Below are 20,848 nucleotides of genomic sequence, written 5' to 3'. Positions count from 1 at the left end.
ACGCTTGGCTTCGCTGACGAACGGATTACGCTCGTCCCACGCATAACCGGCCAGGATCGAGCTGATCATGCGGCGAATGTCCTCCGAGCCGCCCTCGTGATAAATCACGTCCTGGAACGTCCCGGCGTACCAGCCTTCGACATAGCAACGGAAGGTGTCGACGCCGCGTTTGAGCGGGTCGGCGAACTCGGTCTGCCAGTCGACGCTTTCCCCTTGCAATTGACGGTGCAGAACCCCGGCGGCCATGCTCGCCGAGCGCATGGCGATGGTCACGCCGGAGGAGAACACCGGGTCGAGGAACTCCGCCGCGTTGCCCAGCAGTGCAAAACCAGGACCGTGCAGGGTTTTGACGTTGGCGGAATACCCGCCGATGGTGCGCGCCGGCGTATCCCACACCGCGTTGCTCAGCACGCCGGCCAGGCCCGGGGTTTCAGCGATGAACCCGCGCAGGCATTCGTCCAGGTTGTCCATGCGGCCTTCATAGTGCTCGGCTGCCGCGACAACACCCACCGAGCAACGGCCGTTGCTGAACGGAATGGTCCAGAACCAGATATCGCGCTGGGTCGGGTGGGTGGTGATGAGGATCTTTTCCCGTTCGAATGTCGGGTTGTCGATATGGTCTTCGATGTGAGTGAACACGGCTTGGCGCACTGGAAAATTCGACGGTGCTTCAAGGTCGAGCAAGCGCGGCAGAACTCGACCGTAACCGCTGGCGTCGAGCATGAAGTCGGCTTCGATAGCGTATTCGCTGCCGTCTTCACGACGTACGCCGAGCTGCGGTTTCGCCCGTTCGACATCGACGCTGACGATGGCTTCGCCATAGCGGATTTCGACGCCCTGCAGCGCGGCCTGATCGGCCAGCAGTTTGTCGAAGTCGGCGCGCTGAACCTGGAAGGTAGTCGGCTTGCCCTGGCTGAACGTTTCGCCAAAATCGAAAGCGCTATAGCGTTCGCCCCAGGCAAACGCTGCACCGTTTTTCAACTGGAAACCGGCGGCGTTGACGGCATCGAGCATGCCCGCTTCCTCGACGAAATCCAGGCAGTGCGACAGCAGGCTTTCGCCGATGGAGAACCTTGGGAAATGCTGGCGCTCGATCACCAGAACGTCATGCCCTTTGCGCTTGAGCAGTGCGGCGGCAATGGCGCCCGATGGGCCAGCGCCGATGATCACTACCTGACGACGTTCCATTTCAACGGTTGGCATGGGGGCTCCTTGCCGAGACGGCAGCTTTCAAGGGGATTCGATGCATGCCGACCAATGCCGGCAGCAGTGTTGCGATCAGGCCCATCAACATCAGCGCAAAGTACAGCGGCGGGCTGATGAGCTGTTGTTGCAGCAGCAGGTTGAGAAAGACGATCTCGCTCAAGCCGCGAATGTTCAGCAGCACACTTTCGCGCCAGCGACTGGCACCGGCAAACGAGGCGCCGGCCCAGCCGAGTCCCAGCCAGTTGCCCAGCAGTTTGCTGGCAATCGGCAACAGCAACAGCGCGGCCAGTTGCGCCCAGCTCAGGCTGTCCATGGCGCTGTGGACATTGATCTGCACGATGCCGAACGTGAGGATCAGCGGGATCGCGATCCAGGTCTGCAAGCGATTCATCCAGATCGCCTGCACCGGCAACACCAGCGGCACCTTCAGCGCGGCCATGCACAGCAAATAGCCGATGCCGACAATCAGCGCATTGAGTCTGTAGTGCTCGGCCACCACCAGCAGCGCAAAGAAACACCCGCTGTAGAGCCGTGGCTGGCGCAGGCCGGTCACCCACAGCAGCAAGGGCACGCAGGCGCAGGCCAAGGGCAGCAGCAGACTGCTCAGGTGCAGGCTCCCCTGAGCGATGGCAAACAGCGTCCAGCACGTGAGGTCGATCAGGATCGCCGTCTGCACCAGTCGCCGGGTGGCAGTGGTCGGGTAACCGATATGCCGCAAGTACAGGTACAACACCGGGATCGCGGTGATGGCGAACAATAGACCCACTGCCAACGAGCTGATCCATGGCTGCGGGGGCAGCCACCAGATCGCCGTGGCGAGGCCGCAGGCAAACGGCACGCAGAAACTCGGCAGGGCGATTTTCAGGCTCTGGCGATCGAGTCGCAGATCGATCACGTCGCTGAGGATATAGCCCAGCAACAGCGCGAAACTCAGGCTGTAGAGGTTTTTCAGCCAGATCGGTGCGACCAGCGTCGCGCCGCTCAATTGCCAGTGGGGTTCGATCCAGAAATACATCAGTAACGGCAAGCCGACGGTGGCCAGCAACAACTGGCTGACGATCGGGATCAGGCCGAAATGACGACCGACCCGCGTGGCCATGGCGAACAGCGCCAGGGCCATCGCCCAGAACAGCACGACCATCACGCTGCCGACTCCGCGACGCTGGTCGCATGCACTTGTCGCCCTGCCCACGGCGCGAGCAGAAAGCTGAACGCCAGGCCCAGGCTCACCGACAGTCCGAAGTTACTCACTGCCGGCGTGCTGGACACCGCCAGTAAACCGAACGACAGCCAGGTGGTCAGCGCCGCCAGCAAGGTGCCCAGCAGGCTCACGGAGGCGCCGCCGACCTGTTCGCGCATGAGGATCGCGTAATCGACGCTGATCGCCGTCACCAGCAGCAGGCCGAACAGGCTGAACAACGTCAGCGGATGTCCGAGCCAGCCAAGACTGGCAAGGCTGCACAGCGCCGCCAGCAGCGGCAGCGAAACGATGCGCAACGCGCCGCCGAGGCCGAACGGCAGAATCAGCACCAGCACGATCAGCACGCAAGAGGCGAGTTTCAGTTCAGCGGCGCTGATCTGCGTCTGGGCAAACACGTTGTTCAATTCGCCCAGGCGATCCACCAGTTCCACGCCTGGCAAATCCCGCGCCTGGACCCGCAGCAGTGCAGGGTTGTTCAGCCCTTGCAGGCTGACCATCGCCGCCACGCCATCCTCGGTCGGGCCCAGCCACAGTGTGCGCCAGGGTTCGGCCAACGGTCCGGCCAGCGCGCTGTCGATGTCTTCGACCGGCAATGCCTGCAACGTCGCCAGCTCGGTTTTCAGCGCTTCAAGTGGTACGCCGACATCGAGCAGCGGTTGCCAGAACTGCGGCAACTTGTTCAGCGCTTCGCGCACTTTGTGTTGTTCGTGGGGCTGGCTGACCAGTTGATTGAGCGACAGATAGCCCTGGAGTTTGTCCAGATTGACCAACTGATCCAGGCGCTCGCTCAATGCGGTTTGGCGTTCGAGCAATGCTTGCTGATTGGCGGCCCGCACCAGGAAGAACTGGCTGGTGGGTTGGTAACCGGTGATGCGCGCAATGGTCTGGGCTTCGTCCGTCAATTGCTGCGGCGCGCCGACCCATTGGCGAATGTCGTTTTTGCTGTCGAGCTGCAACAGTCCACCGACGCAGAAGGCAATCAGCAAGGCCAGCAGCACTGGCGTTCGCGCAATTCTGAGCAGCGCTTCACGACGATCCAGCAAATACTCGGACACCCGCAGCGGCCATTGCGCCGGGCGTAAATCCGCCCCTTTGAGCAGCGCGGGCAGCAGGCACACGGCCGACAGGTAGGCGCCGAGCAGGCCGGCGGTGGAGAACACGGCGATCTGGGTCAGGGCCGGGAACGGCGTCCAGGCCAGCGCCAGGTAACCGATGCAACTGGTGATCAGGCTCAGCGTCAGGCCCGGCAACGTCAGGCGCAACGCCGGCCAGCTGTGCCAGGGTTTCAGGCTCCAGCTCTTGGACAAATAGTGCAGGGGGTAATCGACCGCGACGCCGATCAGGCTGGAGCCGAGCACCAGCGTCATCACGTGCATATGGCCGAACAGCGCCACACACGCCACCGCGCCGAACAGCATGCCCACCAGCACCGGGACGAACGCCAGCAGCACCCGCCAGCGGCGGAAGGCCAGTAACAACAGCAACAGAATGCCGACGGTGGCGCCGCCACCGACCCAGGTCATTTCCCGGGTGGCTTGTTGCTGACCGGCCGCTGCATAGAGCAAACCACTGGCGGCCAGCAGTTGCACGTCACTCTGAGCTGCTTCTTCGCGGCTGTGCTTGAGCAGATCAGCCACTTGCAGCGGCAGGTTCATGTCAAAGGCATTGCCGGTGGTGCGTGCCCGCAACAACACCCAGCTCTTGCCGTCGGCATCGGCAACCAGCGCACCGCTGCCGATGTCCAGTTGCACCGAACCGTGTTGCGGCTGGCTGTTCTGGATGCGCCCGGTCAGGCCCAGCCAGTCATCCTGGCTCGGCACCAGGCTGAAACCGGTGAACGGGTCGAACAGTGCCTGCACCCGTTGCTGGATAAAGGCGTCGGGATGCTCGATCAGTTGCTGTCGATCCGTTGCCGACAGCATCGCCAACCGGCCTTGCAGCAATTGCGTACGCAGCGCCGGCAAGTCGGCTTGCAGAGTCCATTGGACCTTTTCGAACAAACCGCTGGCCTGCCACTGCTCGCCCAGTTTCTGCGCCATGGCGACGGCTTGTTGACGATCCTTGTGACCGACCAACACCAGCATTTCGCGGTTCAGCGGTTCTTGCATGCGTTGTTCGGCGCGCAGTTCCAGCGCGTCCGGTGCCGTGCCCGGCACCAGTTCCATCAGGTTGGCCGACAGCGGTGCGCCGTCACGCCATTGCCAACCGGCGAGCGCGAGCACTGCCAGCAGCAGGATCAGAAACAGGCGTGGAAGCGTGCGTTCACTCGGCAAAGTCATGTTGCTCCGCATCGCTCAACGGTTGGCCGCTGGTGCTGTCCTGCATGCGCAACAGGGTGCTGTCGCCCTGGGTTTCCAGCAGTTCGATGCTGTGCACCAATTCGCCGCCGGTGATATTGATCTGATTGAACACCTGCTTGAGCAGCAGCGAACGCGGGGTCAGTGTCAGTTTCCAGTTCTGCGCCTCGCCGCTCAGCGACAGTTCGAAGTCCCGTTGCAACCCGCTGCTGTCACCTTGCAGCACGGCGAGGAACAAGCGGTTCTGTTCGGCGCCGGCACTCTTGCCGGGCAGCGTCTGCCAACCATTGGCATCACGCCGGGCAATGCCTTTGGCGGTGATGCGGTAATCCTGTTGCAGCGGCGTTTTCAGCAGCCAGAGCAGGCCGTGGTTTTTCGCAAGAACGAAGGCGCCCTTGCTGGTCAACGGCTGGGGCAGGGCGCGCAGGTGTTTTTCCTGGATGAAATTGCCGTGAATCACATCGGGTTTGGCCAGTTGATCGCTGAGCTGTTGCAGATCGAAGGCGTTGGCGAGGCCCGGAATACTTAGCAGCACACACAACACTGCAGGAGCGAGCTTGCTCGCGAAAAGCCTGAGAGCGCCGCGGGGTGTCAGGTGCCCAGCGTTATCGTTAACGACCATCGCTGCGGTGCGGCGATCCGACAAGCCCGCTCCCACAGGGGAGCGGCGGAGGCAGAAAATCATGGCAGGGCTCTCTCGACGGCGTCGGTGAAAATCTTGGGTGAGGCCAGCTGCATTTCGCGGCTGCTCATGTCGACGGCCACCTGCACGGAACTGGCGCGGGTCAAGCGTTCACCGGTTTCCAGGTCGCTGATCAGGTAGTTGATCTTCAACCGGTGTTCCCACTCCACCAGGTTCGCCCGCACATTCAATTTCTGGCCGAACACAGCACCGCGCACGTAGCGCAATTGCAGGTCGATCACCGGCCAGGCGTAACCCGACGCAACCATGGCGTCGTAGTTGTGGCCGATCCTGTCCAGCAGCGCACAACGAGCGATTTCCAGGTATTTGACGTAATGGCCGTGCCAGACGACGTTCATGGTGTCGACGTCAAAGAACGGCACGAGGATTTCCGTATCGGTGTGAAGCACTCCCTTGCTACGCATGCAGCCTCCAGTGTTGCTCGGCAATCCGTTTCAGGCACAGGCGCAATTCGCCTTCCAGTGCGCGGTCTTCGATGACCGGCGGGAAGTCCTTGGCCAGCTCTGCGTGCATGGCGGCGAGGGCAGGTGGCAACGGACGGGCATCTTCAGCTTTGCTGCGCAGCCACACACCTTGATTGGCGGCCAGCAGGGTAGCGGCGGCGACCTGCTCGGTCAGCTCCAGCACGCGGATCGCATCGCGGGCGGCGATGGTGCCCATGCTCACCTTGTCCTGGTTGTGGCATTCGGTGGAGCGCGAGAACACGCTGGCCGGCATGGTGTTTTTCAGGGCTTCGGCGGTCCAGGCGCTGGTGCCGATCTGCACGGCTTTGAAGCCGTGGTTGAGCATCGCGCGATCCGCCGTGGCGCCGGACAGATTGCTCGGCAAACCATGGTTGTAGCGCTCGTCCACCAGCAATGCGAGTTGACGGTCGAGCAAGTCGGCCACGTTGGCCACCAGGTTTTTCAGGCTGTCCATGGCGAACGCGATGTGGCCGCCGTAGAAATGCCCGCCGTGCAGTACACGCTCGGCTTCGGCGTCGATGATCGGGTTGTCGTTGGCGCTGTTGAGCTCGATCTCGATGAACGAGCGCAGCCAGTTCAGGCTGTCGGCCAGGACGCCGAGCACGTGGGGCGCGCAGCGCAGGGAATAACGGTCTTGCAGGCGATGCAGCGGCGCGGTCGGTGCGTCGATCGCCAGGTCCTTGCGCAGCCACGCGGCGACTTGCATCTGCCCCGGATGCGGCTTGGCGGCGAACAGGCGTTCGTCGAAGTGCTCCGGATTGCCTTGCAGCGCGACCACGTTCAGCGCAGTGATGCGGGTGGCCAGTTGCAGCAGGTAATCGGCGCGGGCGTAGGCCAGGCAGGCGAGACCGGTCATCACGGCGGTGCCGTTCATCAGTGCCAGTGCTTCTTTAGGACGCAGTACCAGCGGCTCCCAACCGAGTTCGCGGTGCACGTCCGCGGCCTGGCGGCGTTCGCCGCGGAACATCACTTCGCGTTCGCCGGACAAGGTCGCGGCCACATACGAAAGCGGGGTCAGATCACCACTGGCGCCCACCGAACCCTCTTCCGGGATCAGCGGCAGGATGTCGTGTTCGAGGAATGCTTGCAGGCGTTCCAGCAGTTCCACGCGCACCCCGGACACCCCGTGACACAGCGACTGCAAACGCGCTGCGAGCACCGCGCGTGTGGCCTGGGCGTCGAGCAGTTTGCCCAGCCCGCAACCGTGAAACGTGTACAGATGACGGGGCAGCGCCTCGACGTGATGCAACGGCACAGCGACCACGCAGGAATCGCCGTAACCGGTGGTCACGCCATAGATCACGCCTTCCTTGTCCAGCAGGGAGTCGAGGAATCGCGCGCCTTTGGCGATGCGTTCGCGGTACGCAGGATCATCCTGCAACTGCGTCGGCACCTGACGGTTGGCCAGGGCCAGCACGTCTTCGATGCGCAAAGGGAGTTCGCCGAAGGTTACCGGCTCAAGCGTTGGCGTCGTCATCGGTCTTCCAGAAAGGGTAAAAGTTGAACCATTGTTGAGGCGCTTCAAGGCAATAGTGACCCAGGCGTTCGGCGTAGCGGGTGGCCCACTGATGAATGACCTGTTCGCGGTCGCTGCGTTTCCAGGTGATCGCATCGGCGAACGGTTCGAGGGTCAGTCGATAATCGCCGTCGGGTTTCTTCAGGCACAGCAGCAGGTTGACCGGGCATTTCAACAGCCCCGCCAGCAGCCACGGCCCTTGCGGAAACTTTGCCGGATGGCCAAGGAAATCCACGGTCACGCTGCGCCCGCCATGCAACGGTACGCGATCACCGGCAATCGCCAGCCACTCGCCGCGCTCCAGGCGCTCGTGCAGTTGCAGCATGATCACCGGGTCCAGTTCGCTGACCTGAATCAGCCGCAGATTGGTCGCCCCGGCTTCGCCGAGCAAACGGTTGAACTGCTCGGCGTGCTTGGTGTGCACCAGCACGTTCATCGTGACCTTTTCGCCGATCTCCGCCAGCGCACGGCACACCTCGAGATTGCCCAGATGCGCGCCCACCAGCAGCTGCCCGCGGCTGCCGCGCAACTGATTGCGCAGCAAGGCCGGGTCGATGATTTCGATCTGCTCGATGCTCAGCTTGCCGTTCCACACATCGAGTTTGTCGAGCATCGAATCGGCGAAGGCCATGAACTGGCCGAACACGCGCCAGTGAGTCGGGCGCAGTTCGTTGCGGCCGCTCCAGTCGGCGAGGCGTTGCTGGTACTGCCAGGCGCTGTGGCGGGCACTGCGACCGAACAGAAAAAAGTACAGGACAATGCCGTACAACAGCGGGCTCAACAGTCGGCGACCGAGAACCTTGGCGCCGAACGCGGTGAGCTTCATCAGCCAGAAACTGCCGCGCTCCTGGCGGTCGGCCCAGTGTTCTTTGTCTGCGTTGATGCTCATGCCCGCCACCTTCGCCAGAGGATCACCGGCGCTCGCAGCAACATGCCGAAGAACAGCCGGGTGTGCATGCTCGAAATCAGCACATTGTCGTGGAACATACGGAAGTGTGAGACGCCGTCCAGCGGGTAGTGCACCTTGGTCGGCAGCCATTGCATCGGCTGATTGCGCCAGGCCAGGCGCACCAGAATGTCCGAGTCGAAGTCCATGCGCTTGCCGATCTTCGCCGAGTCGATCAGCGCCAGGGTCGGTGGCAATGGATAAACGCGAAAGCCGCACATGGAGTCGCGAATCTGCAGCGACAGGGTGTTGATCCAGACCATCACGTGCGTCAGGTAACGGGCATACAGGCGACCTTTCGGGACGCTGGCGTCGTATTGCGGATAGCCGCAGATCACCGCGCGCGGATGGGCGCGTGATTGTTCGATGAAGGTCGCGATATCTTGCAGGTCATGCTGACCGTCGGCGTCTACCTGCAGGGCATGGCTGAAGCCCAGGCGCGAGGCTTCGCGCAGGCCGGTCATGACCGCGCCGCCCTTGCCCAGGTTCGCGGCGAGGCGGATCAGGTAAACCATCTCGCGCCGGGCCAGTTGATCGAGTACCGCCGCGCAGGATTGATCACTGGCGTCATCCACCAGAATGCAGGGCAAGTTGCTTGCGATCACTGCGTCGACCACGGTAGTGATCGCGGTTTCGTGGTTGTAGACCGGGATGATTGCGCAGGGGTTATACATCTTGGGTATCGCCTGTAAGACCGAGACGCCTGCATCGCGTGCAAGCCCGTTCCCACACCGTATTTGTGTACGACGCCGCCCACCTGTGGGAGCGGGCTTGCTCGCGATTGAGTGCGCAGCACTCACCAAACTTATGCATCACCCGAAGCCTCCAGCAAAATCCGCCCGCTGGAACAGGTGGCGGTCTCGTTGCGGTACGCGAAGTACAATTTGCTGCGCACCGGATCGAAGCGCAGGTGCAACTGGACTTCATCGCCCGGGCGCACCAGTTGCTGGAACTTCAGCACTTCCATGCCGGCGAATTTTTCCGGCAGGCTCATCAATTGCTGGCCAAGGTGCAACGCCCACTCCACCTGCACCACGCCGGGCAGAACCGGCGCCTGGGGGAAGTGGCCGCTGAAGTAAGCGAGGTCCGGTGGTATCGCCAGTTGCAGGCTCCACTCGCCATCGGTTTCGACCTGCTCCAGCACTTGCGGTGCTTTCGGGCGCGGCGCCAGCAGCAAGGCTTCCACGTCGGCCTGAGGCAGTTTGCCTTGAGTGTTGAACGGCAGTTGCCGCAGCAAACGCCAGCGTCGTGGCAGGGCGAGGGCTTCGCAATGCTGGCTGAGGTGCTGGCGCAGTTCCTGAGTGAGGGTGCGTCGCCCCTGATTGCGCAAGGCATGCAAACCCGATTCGCTCAGCACCAGCAACGCACCCAGCGAAGCGCGATTCTCCTGAACCACGCCGAGGCGTGCTTGCTCGACCCACTCGTGGGCCATCAGCGCCTGCTCCAGCATCGGCAGCGAGATTCGTTTTTCTTCCAGTTTGACGATCCGGTCCAGCCGCCCGAGCAGTTCGAAGCGGCCGTCGGCGGCGATTCGCGCCGCATCTGCAGTGTGTTCAATATGACCGGGCGGCAGATACGGCGACGCAATGAGCAGCGCGCCGTCGCTGTCCTGGCTCAATTCGATGCCGGCAAAGGCTTGCCAGAGATCGTTGCCCTGACGCCAGGCGATGCCACCGGTTTCCGAGCTGCCAAGGATTTCCGTCGGCCACTGTTGCAGCCGTTGTTGCAGGCTTAACGCCGCCTCGGCCGGCAACGCACCGCCGGAGGAAAATACCCGGCGAACCGCGCTCAGCGCCGGCCAGTCAAGGTTGTCGCCCATGCGCTTGAGCAGCGCGGGGCTGGCGACCCATGCAAAGGCCGGGTGTTCGCGGCTGGCGCGTTGCAAATCTTCCGGAAAGGCCAGTTGCTTGCGCACGAACGAGCGTCCGGCACACAGCGGCCACAACACCCGGAACAGCAGGCCGTAGATGTGCTGGGTGGCAACGCTACCGATGAGGCACGCCTCGCCCAGATCGGCACCCCAGAGTTGCTCCAGCGCTTCGACTTCATTGGCCAGTTGGCGCAGGGTCTTGTCGATGCGCTTGGGCTCGCCGCTGGAGCCGGAGGTGCACAGGCTCAGTGAGCAGCGATCCAGGTCCAGGGCCGCGGCGGTCAGTGGCGCATGGCGATAGTCGCTCAGGTGCACGTCGTCGGCCTGATCCGTCAGCCACAGATCGACTTCGCCGGACCAGCGCTGGCGCGTTTGCGGTTGCAGGTCGGCAGGCAGCAGCACGCTGACCCCGGCGCGCCAGGCGCCCAGCAGGGCAATCGCCAGCTCGGCGGCGTCCTCAAGGTGCACGGCGATGCGCCGCGCACCCTGGGCTTGCAGGCCGGCGGCCAGGCTCAGGGCCTGTTCGCACAAGTGTGCGTGATTCAGCACCGGATCGGCCGTCACGGCGCGTTCCGGTTGAGCCTTGAGCAACAGGTGCTCAAGTTTTATCCAATTCATGGGTGGCCTCGTACCCGTTGTCGTATAAGCCATTCAATGGCAAACATCAGGCCGATCAATCCATAGGAAATCAGGCCGGTGTACAACATCCACCAACTCAGCGGCGCCCAGAGAGTCAGGGCGGCGGCGCACAAACCGTTGCAAAGAAAAAACACACACCAGGCAATGGTGACCTGGCGGGTATAGCGAATCGCCTTGGCCGGCAAGCGTGGTTCCCGCAGCCGGGCCAGGCGTTCGATCATCGGCGGGCCGTATTTCAGGCTCAACCCGAACAGCACCAGCATGAAGCCGCTGATCAGCACGGGGTACCAGCGCAGCATGGCGGGGCTGTCGAACAGGGCCAGCAACAGGCAAAACACGATGGCGACGATTGCCATCCACAGGCTTCCCGGCCGGCGCACGCCCGTCAGCGCCCGGGCCAGCCACAGGCTGCCCAGCAGCAGACCGAACTGCCACGGGGCAAAATGCTCCATGCCGAAATACACCGCGAAGGGGTACAGCAGGCCTGCCAGCAGCAGGCCAAGGCCGATCAGTCGGCTCATGCGGCGGGTTGAACCAGGCGGTAGACCGCCTCGACCACGTCGCTGACGGTACGCACCGTCTTGAATTCTTCAGCGGCGATTTTCTTGCCGGTCTGGCGCTTGATGTGGTCGATCAGGTCAACCGCGTCAATGCTGTCGATTTCCAGGTCCTGATACAGGTTGGAGTCGAGGCTCACGCGCTCGGGGTCCAGCTCGAAGAGTTCGACCAAGGCATCGCGCAGGGTGTTGAAAATGTCATCACGAGTTTGCATGGTCCGGTCTCAAGCTGCCTGTTTTGCGGTGACGAACGCCGCAAGGCTCGCCACGTTACTGAAGTGATTGCGGGTGTCCTTGGCGTCGGCGTCGATTTTGATGCCGTACTTTTTCTGGATCGCCAGACCGAGCTCCAGGGCGTCGACGGAGTCCAGGCCCAGGCCTTCGCCGAAGAGCTTCTGGTCGTCGCCGATGTCTTGCGCACTGATGTCTTCGAGGCCGAGGGCTTCGATGATCAGTTCTTTGATTTCACGGTGTAGTTCGCTCATCTTCGGCGAGCTCCTTAATAAAGTAGTGGTGCAAGTATTCATTGAGCTTGCGCGAGGCTTGAGGAGCGGGACCCTGTGCAGCGAAGGCCTGTGGGTCTATATCGGCCCCGACCCGGAAACTGAAGTGCACGCGACGTTTTGGGATCCGATACCAGGGCTCGGCCTTGGTCAATGTGGTCGGGCTGACCTTGATGATCACCGGGGTGAGGATTTTCGCACCGCGCAGTGCGATCGACGCCGCACCCCGATGAAAGGAGGGCGTTTCACCGGGCTGGGTGCGGGTGCCCTCCGGAAAAATGATCAGGGTCTGGCCGCTTTTCAGTGCGTCGGCCGCGGCATCGAGCATGTCCATGCTGCCGTCGTTGCTGATGTATTCGGTGCGGCGTAGCGGGCCGCGGGTAAAGGGGTTTTCCCAGAGGCTGCTTTTGACCACGCAGTTGGAATGGCGCACCAGGCCGATCAGGAACACCACATCGATCAGCGACGGGTGATTGGCGATGATCATCTGCCCGGGTCGGCCGAGCTTTTCCGCGCCATCAATGTCGTAGGTCAGCACGCCGGTGCGGGCCATGAATCGGACGAAAAACCAGAAACAGCGGCTGACGGTTTGCCGTGCCCGCAGGCGATGCGTCTGCGCATTGCCGGGGAGGCAGCTGAGCACCGGGAAAACCACCAGGCGCAGGCACAGCCCGCCCAGTCCGAAGAGGGTGAAGCTTGCGGCGGTGGCCAGCAAACGCCAGTAATAGGCGTCGCGGTTTTTTTCGCTTACAGGTTGCGTTGCCAGGTCCATACACGATTTTTCCAGGCATGTTGGCAGGTGGTCTGCTGGCCGAGCAGGGTACGCAAGAGATTCAAGGCATGGGGCCAGTGAGCTTTGGACAACTCATCCGAAGTGCTGTTCAGGGACAGCTGCCAGTTGTTGCCGGGCGTGAGCAACAAACCCACCGCGTACGGGAAGGGCACGTCGTCGATCCAGGCCGAATAGGCTTCGGGCGGCTGCTCTTCGGTGACCACCAGCAGAACTGCCGGCGCCCCTTCGGCAAGCAGTGCCGCCGCCTCTAGCATGCCGTGTTCAAGGCCATCGCCGGCCGCAGCCAGGGCGGTCATTTCGCTGGTTTCGCCGCGCATGATCGACCACAGGCCGATGACTGCGTTATGCACAGACAGGCTGAACTGGGTCGGTGACAATGGCTGATCGGCGGCCAGGTCGCTGAGGATATCGAAGGTGCGTGGGGTTTCGCCGTGGCGGGAAATAAAGACCAACGGTAGGTCAGGGCGACCATCGGCCAACGGCCAGCCAACACTGAACGCCATCCGCGCCAGACGGCTGAGCCGCCGCCGCTGCATGGCCGGCAGGAACGAGACGTCGGGGGCGGCATCGCAGCTTGGCAGCGCGACCGGTTGTCGGCTCCAGGCCTGCCAATCGTCCACGCTTTCGAGCCCAGGGGCCCACGCGCGCCATTGGGCGATGTTGAAGTTGATCACAGGCATTCATCCCGCCCCTGCGGGCTTTCTTGACGCGGCGAGTCGAAAAAAACAGCGGTTCACCTGATGTGATGCTGAGCGCCGAGTGGCGCGCATTATCCCGGTGCGGCGAGCGCGTAGCAAATGCTGGTTACATTTTGCCCAACGAAATGTACCGATTGGTTCGTGGGTGGGTGTCGTTTGGCCATTATCCATGTCGAATCGCGACTGTCTGTCGGCTCCGGGAGCATCTTTGATGGGCGAGATGACGGCTTTTTCAGTGAGCGTTCGCACCTGACTGCGTAGTCCCTGTGCCGGCGAGGTAGCTAAGCGACGCCGTGGACTACTACACTCGGTCATTCTTTGATACACGGAGGTTTTGACATGCGGCGCGTGGTATTCAATCAGAAAGGCGGCGTAGGCAAATCCAGCATTGCCTGCAATCTGGCGGCCGTCAGTGCCAGCGAGGGCTATCGCACCCTGTTGGTGGATCTCGACGCTCAGGCCAATTCGACCCAGTACCTCACCGGGCTCACCGGTAATGACATTCCGATGGGTATTGCCGACTTCTTCAAGCAGACGCTGTCTTCGGGCCCGTTCTCTAAGAAAAACCAGGTCGACATCTACGAAACCCCATTCGACAACCTCCACGTCATCACCGCCACTGCCGAGCTGGCCGACTTGCAGCCCAAGCTCGAGGCGAAACACAAGATCAACAAGCTGCGCAAACTGCTCGAGGAGCTCGACGGCGACTACGATCGAATCTACCTCGATACCCCGCCAGCGCTGAACTTCTATGCGGTTTCAGCCTTGATTGCCGCTGATCGGGTGCTGATTCCCTTCGACTGCGACAGCTTTTCGCGTCAGGCCCTTTACGGCCTGCTGGCGGAAATCGAAGAATTGAAGGACGACCACAACGAAGGGCTGGAGGTCGAGGGTATCGTCGTCAACCAGTTCCAGGCCCGTGCGAGCCTGCCCCAGCAAATCCTCGATGAACTGATTGCCGAAGGTTTGCCGGTGTTGCCGGTGTATTTGGGAAGTTCGGTGCGCATGCGCGAATCGCACCAGGCCAATACGCCGCTGATCCATCTTGATCCACGGCACAAGTTGACCCAGCAATTCGTCGAGCTGCACAGCCTGCTCGAAAGCGCCTGATTCCCGGAGACAACACCGAGCTCCTGTGGGAGCGGCGGTGCGACGATTCGACGTGCTCGCGATGAGGTCCTTACATTCAACATTGATGTTGACTGAATGTCCGCCATCGCGAGCAAGCCCGCTCCCACTATGGATCGCGGTGTTTTAAATTCCCTGGCTACGCAACCAGCTCATCAACTGCGGCAACGGGAAGGCACCGCTTTGGCGCGCCACTTCCCGGCCGTTCTTGAACAGAATCAGACTTGGAATCGAGCGAATTCCCAGCTGCGCCGACAACTGCTGATTAGCCTCGCTGTCCAGTTTCGCCAGCCTGCACTTGCCTGCCAACTGACCGGCCGCCTGCTCAAACACCGGCGCAAACGACTTGCACGGCCCGCACCAGTCCGCCCACACGTCCACCAGCAACGGCAGATCGCCCTTGATCTGACTGGCGTAGTCACCTTGTTTCAATTCGAACGGCTTGCTCAGCAAGACCTCGGCCTTGCAGCGGCCACATTTCGGGTGGTCGCCGAGGCGCTCGGCGGGAATGCGGTTGAGGCCGTTGCAGTGGGGGCAGGGGATGAGGAGTGGGTCGGACATAATCGGGCTCTGAATAAATGGGTAATCCATGACGCTGATCTGGAGTCGAATACAGCTTTTATCAAGCAGGAAAAGATTTTAGTGGGGCGCTGCGATGTCGCAAATGCTCACATATTTCAGGCTTTCAGTTTGGGTTCCGTGGCTACGCTGGAGGCAGCCACAACCACCCCTGATGAGGAATTCGCTTTTGTCTTTTACCACGTGCTACTTTTGTTGCACTCATCGAGAAGCCGATATCTTTAAATTGTCGGATAGGAGTGATCCCGTGTCCGTGACATCGAAAATCCGCCGTCAAGGTGGTGCTGCCGTTATTACTCTCCCGCCTACACTACTGAAGCTTTTGCACTTGGAGGTAGGGGCGCAGTTGGAGCTTGACGTGGTCGATGGGGAGTTGATCGCTCGTCCGGTCAGACAACCACTTCGTAAACGCTACAGCCTCGCCGAATTGCTTGAAGGTTCTGAAGAATTAGCCGAGCTGAACGCGCAGACAGCATTTGCACGAGAGGGCGATCCAGTCGGCCGGGAGCTGGGCTGATGGTTAGGCGGCAAGCCCCGCAGCGGGGTGATGTCTACTGGATTGATCCAAATCCGGTTGCGGGCCGGGAGATGATGAACCGGCATCGCTTCGTGGTGATTACGCCCAGGGAAATAAACTCGCTCGGAGTGAGCATGACCGTGCCGATAACCAGTGGTGGGAGCTTTAGCCGAAACTCTGGTTTGGCAGTCATCGTCTCCGGCCACGAAACGAATGGCGTCGCGGTTTGTAATCAGGTGCACAGTTTTGATATTGAACAGCGTGTTCGGGACGGCTCAGCCAAATTCATTGAGCGACTCGATGAGATCACGATGGCCGACATCGTTGCCAGAGTCGTTAGTGCCATCGATCCGCTGGAATGATCCACCTCAGGAAGAACAACTGATCTCCAAATGCTTCCCCCACTCAGGCGGTCGCTCGGCGTAGCTCTCCATCCCCGGCTGCTCCTCGAACGGATTGCTCAGCACCGCATGCAGCCGGCGAACCTCTGAATAGTCGCCGCTTTCCGCTGCATCGATGGCTTTCTGCGCCAGGTAATTGCGCAGGATGTAGAGCGGGTTGACCGCGTGCATCCGCTGGCGGCGCTGTTCCTGATCAACTTCACCTTCGCGAGCAACACGGGCGACATAGCGCTCAGCCCAGGCATCGAAGCCCTTGATGTCGACGAAATCGTCGCGCAATCGGCCAACGGCCAGCTCCGGTGATTCATCACCGAGGCGGCGGAAGAACAGGCTGTAATCGACGCCGCTGTTCTGCATCAGTTGCAGCAGATGCTCCAGCAGTTTCTGGTCATCGTCTTCAGCAGTGGTGAAACCGAGGCGGCGGCGCATCAGGTCCAGGTAATGGGCCTGGAACAGCGGCAGGTACAGACCCAGGGTTTCGCGCAGGGCCTCGACGCTGATGAACGGCGTCAGGGCTTGGGCCAAAGCGCTGAGGTTCCACTGGCCGATGGGCACCTGGTTGCTGAAGGAGTACCGGCCTTGGTCATCTGAGTGATTGCAGATGAAATTGGCGTCGAAGTCATCGAGGAAAGCGAACGGGCCGAAATCGAAGGTGATGCCGAGGATCGACATGTTGTCGGTGTTCATCACGCCGTGGCAGAAACCATAGGCCTGCCATTTGGCGATGAGCTCGGCATTGCGCTCGACGATTTCGCGGAACATCGCCAGGTACGGTTCGGGCTGCTCAAGGCATTCGGGGAAGTGCATGGCCAGCACGTGTTCGCCGAGTTCTTTCTGCTTCTCGGGGCGCTTGGTGTAGTAGAAATATTCGAAATGCCCGAAGCGCACATGGCTCGGCGCCAGGCGCAGGACCATGGCTGCGCGCTCCTGTTTTTCGCGCCACACCGGCGTGTCGGAGCCGATCACGCACAACGCGCGAGTGGTCGGGATGTTCAGCGCATGCAAGGCTTCGGAGGCGAGAAACTCGCGGATCGAGGACCGCAGCACTGCGCGTCCATCGCCCATGCGCGAGAAAGGCGTCTGGCCGGCACCCTTGAGGTGCAGGTCCCAATGCTCGCCGGCCTCGTTGTAGACCTCGCCCAGCAACAGGCCTCGACCATCGCCCAACTGTGGGTTGTAGGAACCGAACTGATGACCGGAATAGACCATTGCTCGAGGCACTGCATCGGCCCAGAGCTTGTGGCCGCTGAACAGTTCGGCAAACTCCGGGGTTTCGGCCACAGCCGGATCAAGGTCGAGCAACGCCATGGCGGCAGGGCTCGCGACCACGAGGCGCGGGTTGTCGATGGGCTCGGGCAGCACGTGGGCGGAAAACGTATCGCCCAAGCGATCGAAGCGGTTATCGAAGGTCAGTTCGTCGAGGGCTTTCACCGGCCATCTCCAGCAGAATGTCCGAGCATTCTGCTAGGGATAGAGTCGTTAGTCGAGTTTGGCGGGCGGCGGCTCTTGCGGTGTTTTGCCATCAACCAGCGGCACGATGGTTTTGGCTTCCGGTTCGATCGGCACCATTTTGTATTCCTGGCCGTGCAGGTTCTTCAGGTAAACCTCCATCTGCCGGAACGAAATGTTGATGTGCTGTTTCTTGAACTCGCGGTTGATGAAGCGGTTGACCTCATCGAGCACCGGGTTGCGGTCGCCAAGGTCGCGCACATGCATGCGCAGCTCGTGGTCGAGGGTGCTTTCGCCGAAGTTCAGGAAGTAGACGTGCGGTTCCGGGTCTTTCAGCACGCGCGGGTTGTCCCGTGCGGCTTTGAGCAACAGTTCTTTCACCAGGTCCAGGTCCGAACCGTAATCGACGCCGAGCTTCAAGGTCACCCGGGTGATGGTGTCGGTCAGGGACCAGTTGATCAGTTGCCCGGTAATGAATGTCTTGTTCGGGACGATGATGTCCTTGCGGTCGAAGTCGGTGATGGTCGTGGCGCGGATGCGGATCTTGCTGACAGTGCCCGACAGGTTGCCGATGGTGATGGTGTCGCCGATCCGCACCGGGCGCTCGAACAGGATCATGATGCCGGAGATGAAGTTCGCAAAGATCTCCTGCATCCCGAAACCAAGTCCCACCGAAAGCGCTGCCACCAGCCACTGCAACTTGTCCCAGCTCACGCCGAGCGTGGACAGGGTCGAGACGAAACCGATGCCGGCGATCACGTAAGACAGCAACGTGGTCGTGGCGTAGGCGCTGCCCTGCGCAAGGTTCAGCTTCGACAGTACGAACACTTCCAGCAGCCCTGGCAAGTTGCGTGCAAGGGCGAAGGTGATGCCGATGATGATCAGCGCGCCGAGCATGTCGCCGATGCTGATCGGCACCATGCTCATGTTGGCGCCGGTGCCGCTGGTGTACTCGTAGAGGGTGATGTTGTCGAGGTAGGAGAACACCGAAATCAGGTCGGACCAGACCCAGTACAGCGCAGCGATGAAGCCGCCGAGCAGCGCCAGACGAATCAGGCGCAACGACTGCTCGTTGACCTTCTCGATGTCCAGGGTCGGTTCTTCGATCACTGTTTCGCCATCGCCGGCCTCTTTCGTCGCCTGACGCTTGGCCAGGGCGCGCTGGTAGGCGAGACGACGTGCCGCAACGCTCAGGCCACGGACGAACGTGGCTTCGATCACCAGCCAGAACATCAGCAGGTAAAGCGTATTGATCAAGCGGTCGCTGAGTTTGAGTGCGGTGTAGTAGTAGCCGAAGCATACCGCTACGAACAACGCGACAGGCAGGACAGTAAACAGTACCCCGACCGCTTTGCGGAACAATGAGGCGTTTTCGTGCGCCGGGCTGCTGATCAGCAATCGGCTGAGCAGCCAGGCCATCAAGGCATAGCAGATCAGTACGACCGGCATGCCCAGCACATCATCGGCCAGCGCCGCCGGTTGCAGCTCGGCAACCGCCACTACCGCGACCAGCGCCATGACCACCAGCCCGAGACGACGGATCCAGCTTTGGAGGAATTCGACCTGAGGCTTTTCCCAGCGGAAGTGCAGTTCGGCCACGCCGCCCGGCGCGAGGATCCGGTAAGCGGTGTAGAACACCAGCCAGGCCTGGGCCATTTGCAACAATGCCGAGCCCATGTTGGCGTTCTGCCCGCGGGCGTCGATCTGCAAGGCAAGGCCGCACAAGGCCAGGCCCAGCGAAACCGGCAATGCCAACAGAATATTGATCAGAATCGCCTGCGGTGTGTGCAACTGGCTGTCACGCTTGAAGTGGCCGATGTCCTGGTGAACCTTGTTCAGTCGGGCATACAGGCTTTTGCGTCGCCACAGCAGGGCGCCGATCAGCAGCACCAACGGCAGAAACAGCAGCGGTCGCTGTGTCAGGCCGTCAGTCAATTCACTCACGCTCGACGCCAGCGGCAGGGTCGTCACCTGGCGTTGCAGGCGTTCCGGCACGCCGCGCATCCATTCAAGATCGAGCGGCTTGTTGCTCGGAATCCAGAACATCTGCTCATCGAGGGTCGCCCGCAGGCTTTGCGCGGTGCTGAGCAGCTGCTTCTGATTGAGTTGCAGCGTGATCGATTCGTTAAGCACCGCGCTGAGTTCGCGGTTCAGCCGCTCCAGCAGGTCGGCGCGGGTGGTGGCCAGTTCCAGCAGGCTTTTGCGCAATTGCGGGGTGACTTGCTCGGGAGGTTGGGTCGAGAGCAGGTTGTCGACGTAGGCCGCCGGGTTGCTGAGCAATTCCCGTTGCTGGCTGACTTCGAACTGATACAGGCGGATGTCGGCAATCTGGTCGGCCAGGTCACGGTCGAGCTTGAGGTGCGGCAGGCCCTGTTTCTGTTTGTACAGAATCTTCGACAGCAGCAGGCTGCCCTTGAGCACGTTGATTTGCTCGTCCAGGGCCGAATCGCTCTGGGTCACGTTGTCCAGCTGCTGCCTGGTTTGCAGGTTCTGCTGGGTGACGACGTTCAAGCGGTCAGTGCTTTTGAGCAGGTAGTCGGAAAGCTTCAGATTGGCGGCGCTTTCGGTGGCCAGCAGGGCGCTGCTGCCGGACTTCTGAGCTTCGATGGACTGCTGCGTTACCGTCTCCTGAGACTGGGCCAGGCGCTTCTGGTTGATCAGGGTTTGCAGCTCCTGGATTTCCCGGTCCAGGCGATCGGTTTTTTCTGTCAGCAAGTCATGCTGGCTATTGCCCAGGTCCTGCAACTGGTTGTTGCCGGCCAGTTCCTGGCGGCGCAGCGGGATCAGCGCGTTCAGTGCCGCCAGCTCGGCGTTGAGCAGATCACGCTGTTCGCTGCTCAAGGTCTTGCCGTTGTCCTTGCCAGTCTTGAGGATGTTATTGATCTGCTGGATGCGCGTCTGGCTGCTGGAAATTTCAGCCTGGGCGCGCTCGGGCCGGGTCTGGGCGGTAATGACCAGGCTGTTCGCTTCGGCGAGGGCTTTTTGCAGGTCGCTTTGCTGGGTCGAGCGCTCGGTGAGCATCTGCTCCAGCTGCTGAATGGACTCTTTGGCATAGCGTTGCGCCACCGGCGGCAGGCTGGTGGCCTTGAGGCGAGTCAGTTCGCGCTGGTTCTCGATGTTCTGTTTGGGCGCGGTGGCGAGCTGCTGCTTGAGAGCGGTCAGCTTCTGCTCGTAATCACGCTTGTTATCGAGTTGGGTCAGCGTAGCTTGCAGGAGGGTCTGCAGGGCTTTCTGATCGGCTTCCGGCAGTTTGCGCTCGGCGATCTTGTCCAGGCTCGCCTGCACGGCTTCGCTGGACGGCGGTTCGGCCGCTTGCAACGGACCGACAGAAAGACTCAAGCCCAGCAGGGCCATGATGAAAAAGGTGCGCAGGGTTGACAT

Annotated in this window: 20 protein-coding genes; 3 read left to right on the top strand and 17 right to left on the bottom strand. The window is 61.4% G+C overall.

All coding sequences use genetic code 11. The annotated features are described in order from the left end of the window. The 14 genes from PMI01S_RS16240 to PMI01S_RS16175 form a co-directional block, all read right to left on the bottom strand. A partial coding sequence (locus PMI01S_RS16240) for an NAD(P)/FAD-dependent oxidoreductase (RefSeq protein ID WP_084320998.1) occupies positions 1 to 1,203 on the bottom strand: 1,203 nt, incomplete at its 3' end. Then, positions 1,190 to 2,347, bottom strand: a complete 1,158-nt coding sequence (locus tag PMI01S_RS16235) for a cation:proton antiporter (protein ID WP_084320997.1) — start codon at positions 2,345 to 2,347, stop codon at positions 1,190 to 1,192. The genes PMI01S_RS16240 and PMI01S_RS16235, both read right to left, overlap by 14 nt. Beyond that, positions 2,347 to 4,686, bottom strand: coding sequence for an MMPL family transporter (locus tag PMI01S_RS16230; RefSeq protein WP_084320996.1), 2,340 nt, complete (start codon positions 4,684 to 4,686; stop codon positions 2,347 to 2,349). Before PMI01S_RS16230 ends, PMI01S_RS16235 begins: the two co-directional genes overlap by 1 nt. Continuing rightward, complete coding sequence (locus PMI01S_RS16225; RefSeq protein WP_084320995.1) at positions 4,670 to 5,389, bottom strand: outer membrane lipoprotein carrier protein LolA; 720 nt, start codon at positions 5,387 to 5,389, stop codon at positions 4,670 to 4,672. Before PMI01S_RS16225 ends, PMI01S_RS16230 begins: the two co-directional genes overlap by 17 nt. Beyond that, positions 5,386 to 5,811, bottom strand: coding sequence for an acyl-CoA thioesterase (locus PMI01S_RS16220; protein WP_084320994.1), 426 nt, complete (start codon positions 5,809 to 5,811; stop codon positions 5,386 to 5,388). The genes PMI01S_RS16225 and PMI01S_RS16220 overlap by 4 nt, the downstream gene beginning before the upstream one ends. Next, on the bottom strand, positions 5,804 to 7,348 hold the full coding sequence (locus tag PMI01S_RS16215) for an HAL/PAL/TAL family ammonia-lyase (protein WP_084320993.1): 1,545 nt from the start codon (positions 7,346 to 7,348) through the stop codon (positions 5,804 to 5,806). The genes PMI01S_RS16220 and PMI01S_RS16215 overlap by 8 nt, the downstream gene beginning before the upstream one ends. Continuing rightward, complete coding sequence (locus tag PMI01S_RS16210) at positions 7,329 to 8,276, bottom strand: lysophospholipid acyltransferase family protein (RefSeq protein WP_084320992.1); 948 nt, start codon at positions 8,274 to 8,276, stop codon at positions 7,329 to 7,331. Before PMI01S_RS16210 ends, PMI01S_RS16215 begins: the two co-directional genes overlap by 20 nt. Continuing rightward, positions 8,273 to 9,007, bottom strand: coding sequence for a glycosyltransferase family 2 protein (locus PMI01S_RS16205; RefSeq protein WP_084320991.1), 735 nt, complete (start codon positions 9,005 to 9,007; stop codon positions 8,273 to 8,275). The genes PMI01S_RS16210 and PMI01S_RS16205 overlap by 4 nt, the downstream gene beginning before the upstream one ends. Positions 9,008 to 9,138: 131 nt before the next feature. Continuing rightward, positions 9,139 to 10,821, bottom strand: a complete 1,683-nt coding sequence (locus tag PMI01S_RS16200; RefSeq protein WP_084320990.1) for an acyl-CoA synthetase family protein — start codon at positions 10,819 to 10,821, stop codon at positions 9,139 to 9,141. Then, the gene (locus PMI01S_RS16195; RefSeq protein WP_084320989.1) at positions 10,818 to 11,363 is read right to left on the bottom strand and encodes a COG4648 family protein; all 546 of its coding nucleotides are present in this window, start codon (positions 11,361 to 11,363) and stop codon (positions 10,818 to 10,820) included. Before PMI01S_RS16195 ends, PMI01S_RS16200 begins: the two co-directional genes overlap by 4 nt. Continuing rightward, positions 11,360 to 11,614 carry an acyl carrier protein gene (locus PMI01S_RS16190; RefSeq protein ID WP_084320988.1) on the bottom strand — a complete coding sequence of 85 codons (255 nt, stop codon included), beginning with the start codon at positions 11,612 to 11,614 and terminating at the stop codon, positions 11,360 to 11,362. Before PMI01S_RS16190 ends, PMI01S_RS16195 begins: the two co-directional genes overlap by 4 nt. Positions 11,615 to 11,623: 9 nt before the next feature. After that, positions 11,624 to 11,884: a phosphopantetheine-binding protein gene (locus PMI01S_RS16185; RefSeq protein ID WP_084320987.1), complete on the bottom strand. Its 261-nt coding sequence runs from the start codon at positions 11,882 to 11,884 to the stop codon at positions 11,624 to 11,626. Further along, positions 11,865 to 12,674 (bottom strand): lysophospholipid acyltransferase family protein, encoded by an 810-nt coding sequence (locus tag PMI01S_RS16180; RefSeq protein ID WP_084320986.1) that lies wholly within the window; start codon positions 12,672 to 12,674, stop codon positions 11,865 to 11,867. Before PMI01S_RS16180 ends, PMI01S_RS16185 begins: the two co-directional genes overlap by 20 nt. Beyond that, entirely contained in the window at positions 12,650 to 13,375 is a 726-nt protein-coding gene (locus tag PMI01S_RS16175; protein ID WP_084320985.1) for a beta-ketoacyl synthase chain length factor, read from the bottom strand. Before PMI01S_RS16175 ends, PMI01S_RS16180 begins: the two co-directional genes overlap by 25 nt. A 357-nt stretch (positions 13,376 to 13,732) precedes the next feature. Between PMI01S_RS16175 and PMI01S_RS16170 the strand changes: the two genes are divergently transcribed. Continuing rightward, positions 13,733 to 14,503 carry a ParA family protein gene (locus PMI01S_RS16170; protein WP_084320984.1) on the top strand — a complete coding sequence of 257 codons (771 nt, stop codon included), beginning with the start codon at positions 13,733 to 13,735 and terminating at the stop codon, positions 14,501 to 14,503. A 144-nt stretch (positions 14,504 to 14,647) separates the two neighbouring features. On the opposite strand, the gene trxC is transcribed toward PMI01S_RS16170, so the two are convergent. Then, positions 14,648 to 15,082: a thioredoxin TrxC gene (trxC, locus tag PMI01S_RS16165; RefSeq protein ID WP_084320983.1), complete on the bottom strand. Its 435-nt coding sequence runs from the start codon at positions 15,080 to 15,082 to the stop codon at positions 14,648 to 14,650. A 265-nt stretch (positions 15,083 to 15,347) separates the two neighbouring features. Here trxC and mazE point away from each other — a divergent pair, with 265 nt between their 5' ends. Beyond that, positions 15,348 to 15,617 carry a type II toxin-antitoxin system antitoxin MazE gene (gene mazE, locus PMI01S_RS16160; protein WP_084320982.1) on the top strand — a complete coding sequence of 90 codons (270 nt, stop codon included), beginning with the start codon at positions 15,348 to 15,350 and terminating at the stop codon, positions 15,615 to 15,617. Further along, positions 15,617 to 15,979, top strand: coding sequence for a type II toxin-antitoxin system toxin MazF (gene mazF, locus PMI01S_RS16155; RefSeq protein ID WP_084320981.1), 363 nt, complete (start codon positions 15,617 to 15,619; stop codon positions 15,977 to 15,979). The genes mazE and mazF overlap by 1 nt, the downstream gene beginning before the upstream one ends. Positions 15,980 to 15,985: 6 nt before the next feature. Here mazF and selO read toward each other — a convergent pair whose 3' ends face one another. Together selO and mscK are read right to left on the bottom strand one after the other, a co-directional pair. After that, positions 15,986 to 17,449 (bottom strand): protein adenylyltransferase SelO, encoded by a 1,464-nt coding sequence (selO, locus tag PMI01S_RS16150; RefSeq protein ID WP_084320980.1) that lies wholly within the window; start codon positions 17,447 to 17,449, stop codon positions 15,986 to 15,988. Positions 17,450 to 17,497: 48 nt separating this feature from the next. Next, positions 17,498 to 20,848: a mechanosensitive channel MscK gene (gene mscK / locus PMI01S_RS16145; RefSeq protein WP_084320979.1), complete on the bottom strand. Its 3,351-nt coding sequence runs from the start codon at positions 20,846 to 20,848 to the stop codon at positions 17,498 to 17,500.

This window comes from Pseudomonas migulae NBRC 103157 (assembly GCF_002091715.1).
Lineage (GTDB): Bacteria > Pseudomonadota > Gammaproteobacteria > Pseudomonadales > Pseudomonadaceae > Aquipseudomonas > Aquipseudomonas migulae_A.
Note: the sequence above shows the minus strand (reverse complement) of the source record. Positions and strands in the feature narration are given on the sequence as shown.

Bases quoted from the DNA above. Each gene is read 5' to 3' on its own strand.
- PMI01S_RS16235 (WP_084320997.1), bottom strand. From the start codon at position 2,347: ATGGTCGTGCTGTTCTGGGCGATGGCCCTGGCGCTGTTCGCCATGGCC.
- PMI01S_RS16230 (WP_084320996.1), bottom strand. From the start codon at position 4,686: ATGACTTTGCCGAGTGAACGCACGCTTCCACGCCTGTTTCTGATCCTG.
- PMI01S_RS16225 (WP_084320995.1), bottom strand. From the start codon at position 5,389: ATGATTTTCTGCCTCCGCCGCTCCCCTGTGGGAGCGGGCTTGTCGGAT.
- PMI01S_RS16220 (WP_084320994.1), bottom strand. From the start codon at position 5,811: ATGCGTAGCAAGGGAGTGCTTCACACCGATACGGAAATCCTCGTGCCG.
- PMI01S_RS16215 (WP_084320993.1), bottom strand. From the start codon at position 7,348: ATGACGACGCCAACGCTTGAGCCGGTAACCTTCGGCGAACTCCCTTTG.
- PMI01S_RS16210 (WP_084320992.1), bottom strand. From the start codon at position 8,276: ATGAGCATCAACGCAGACAAAGAACACTGGGCCGACCGCCAGGAGCGC.
- PMI01S_RS16205 (WP_084320991.1), bottom strand. From the start codon at position 9,007: ATGTATAACCCCTGCGCAATCATCCCGGTCTACAACCACGAAACCGCG.
- PMI01S_RS16200 (WP_084320990.1), bottom strand. From the start codon at position 10,821: ATGAATTGGATAAAACTTGAGCACCTGTTGCTCAAGGCTCAACCGGAA.
- PMI01S_RS16195 (WP_084320989.1), bottom strand. From the start codon at position 11,363: ATGAGCCGACTGATCGGCCTTGGCCTGCTGCTGGCAGGCCTGCTGTAC.
- PMI01S_RS16190 (WP_084320988.1), bottom strand. From the start codon at position 11,614: ATGCAAACTCGTGATGACATTTTCAACACCCTGCGCGATGCCTTGGTC.
- PMI01S_RS16185 (WP_084320987.1), bottom strand. From the start codon at position 11,884: ATGAGCGAACTACACCGTGAAATCAAAGAACTGATCATCGAAGCCCTC.
- PMI01S_RS16180 (WP_084320986.1), bottom strand. From the start codon at position 12,674: ATGGACCTGGCAACGCAACCTGTAAGCGAAAAAAACCGCGACGCCTAT.
- PMI01S_RS16175 (WP_084320985.1), bottom strand. From the start codon at position 13,375: ATGCCTGTGATCAACTTCAACATCGCCCAATGGCGCGCGTGGGCCCCT.
- PMI01S_RS16170 (WP_084320984.1), top strand. From the start codon at position 13,733: ATGCGGCGCGTGGTATTCAATCAGAAAGGCGGCGTAGGCAAATCCAGC.
- trxC (WP_084320983.1), bottom strand. From the start codon at position 15,082: ATGTCCGACCCACTCCTCATCCCCTGCCCCCACTGCAACGGCCTCAAC.
- mazF (WP_084320981.1), top strand. From the start codon at position 15,617: ATGGTTAGGCGGCAAGCCCCGCAGCGGGGTGATGTCTACTGGATTGAT.
- mscK (WP_084320979.1), bottom strand. From the start codon at position 20,848: ATGTCAACCCTGCGCACCTTTTTCATCATGGCCCTGCTGGGCTTGAGT.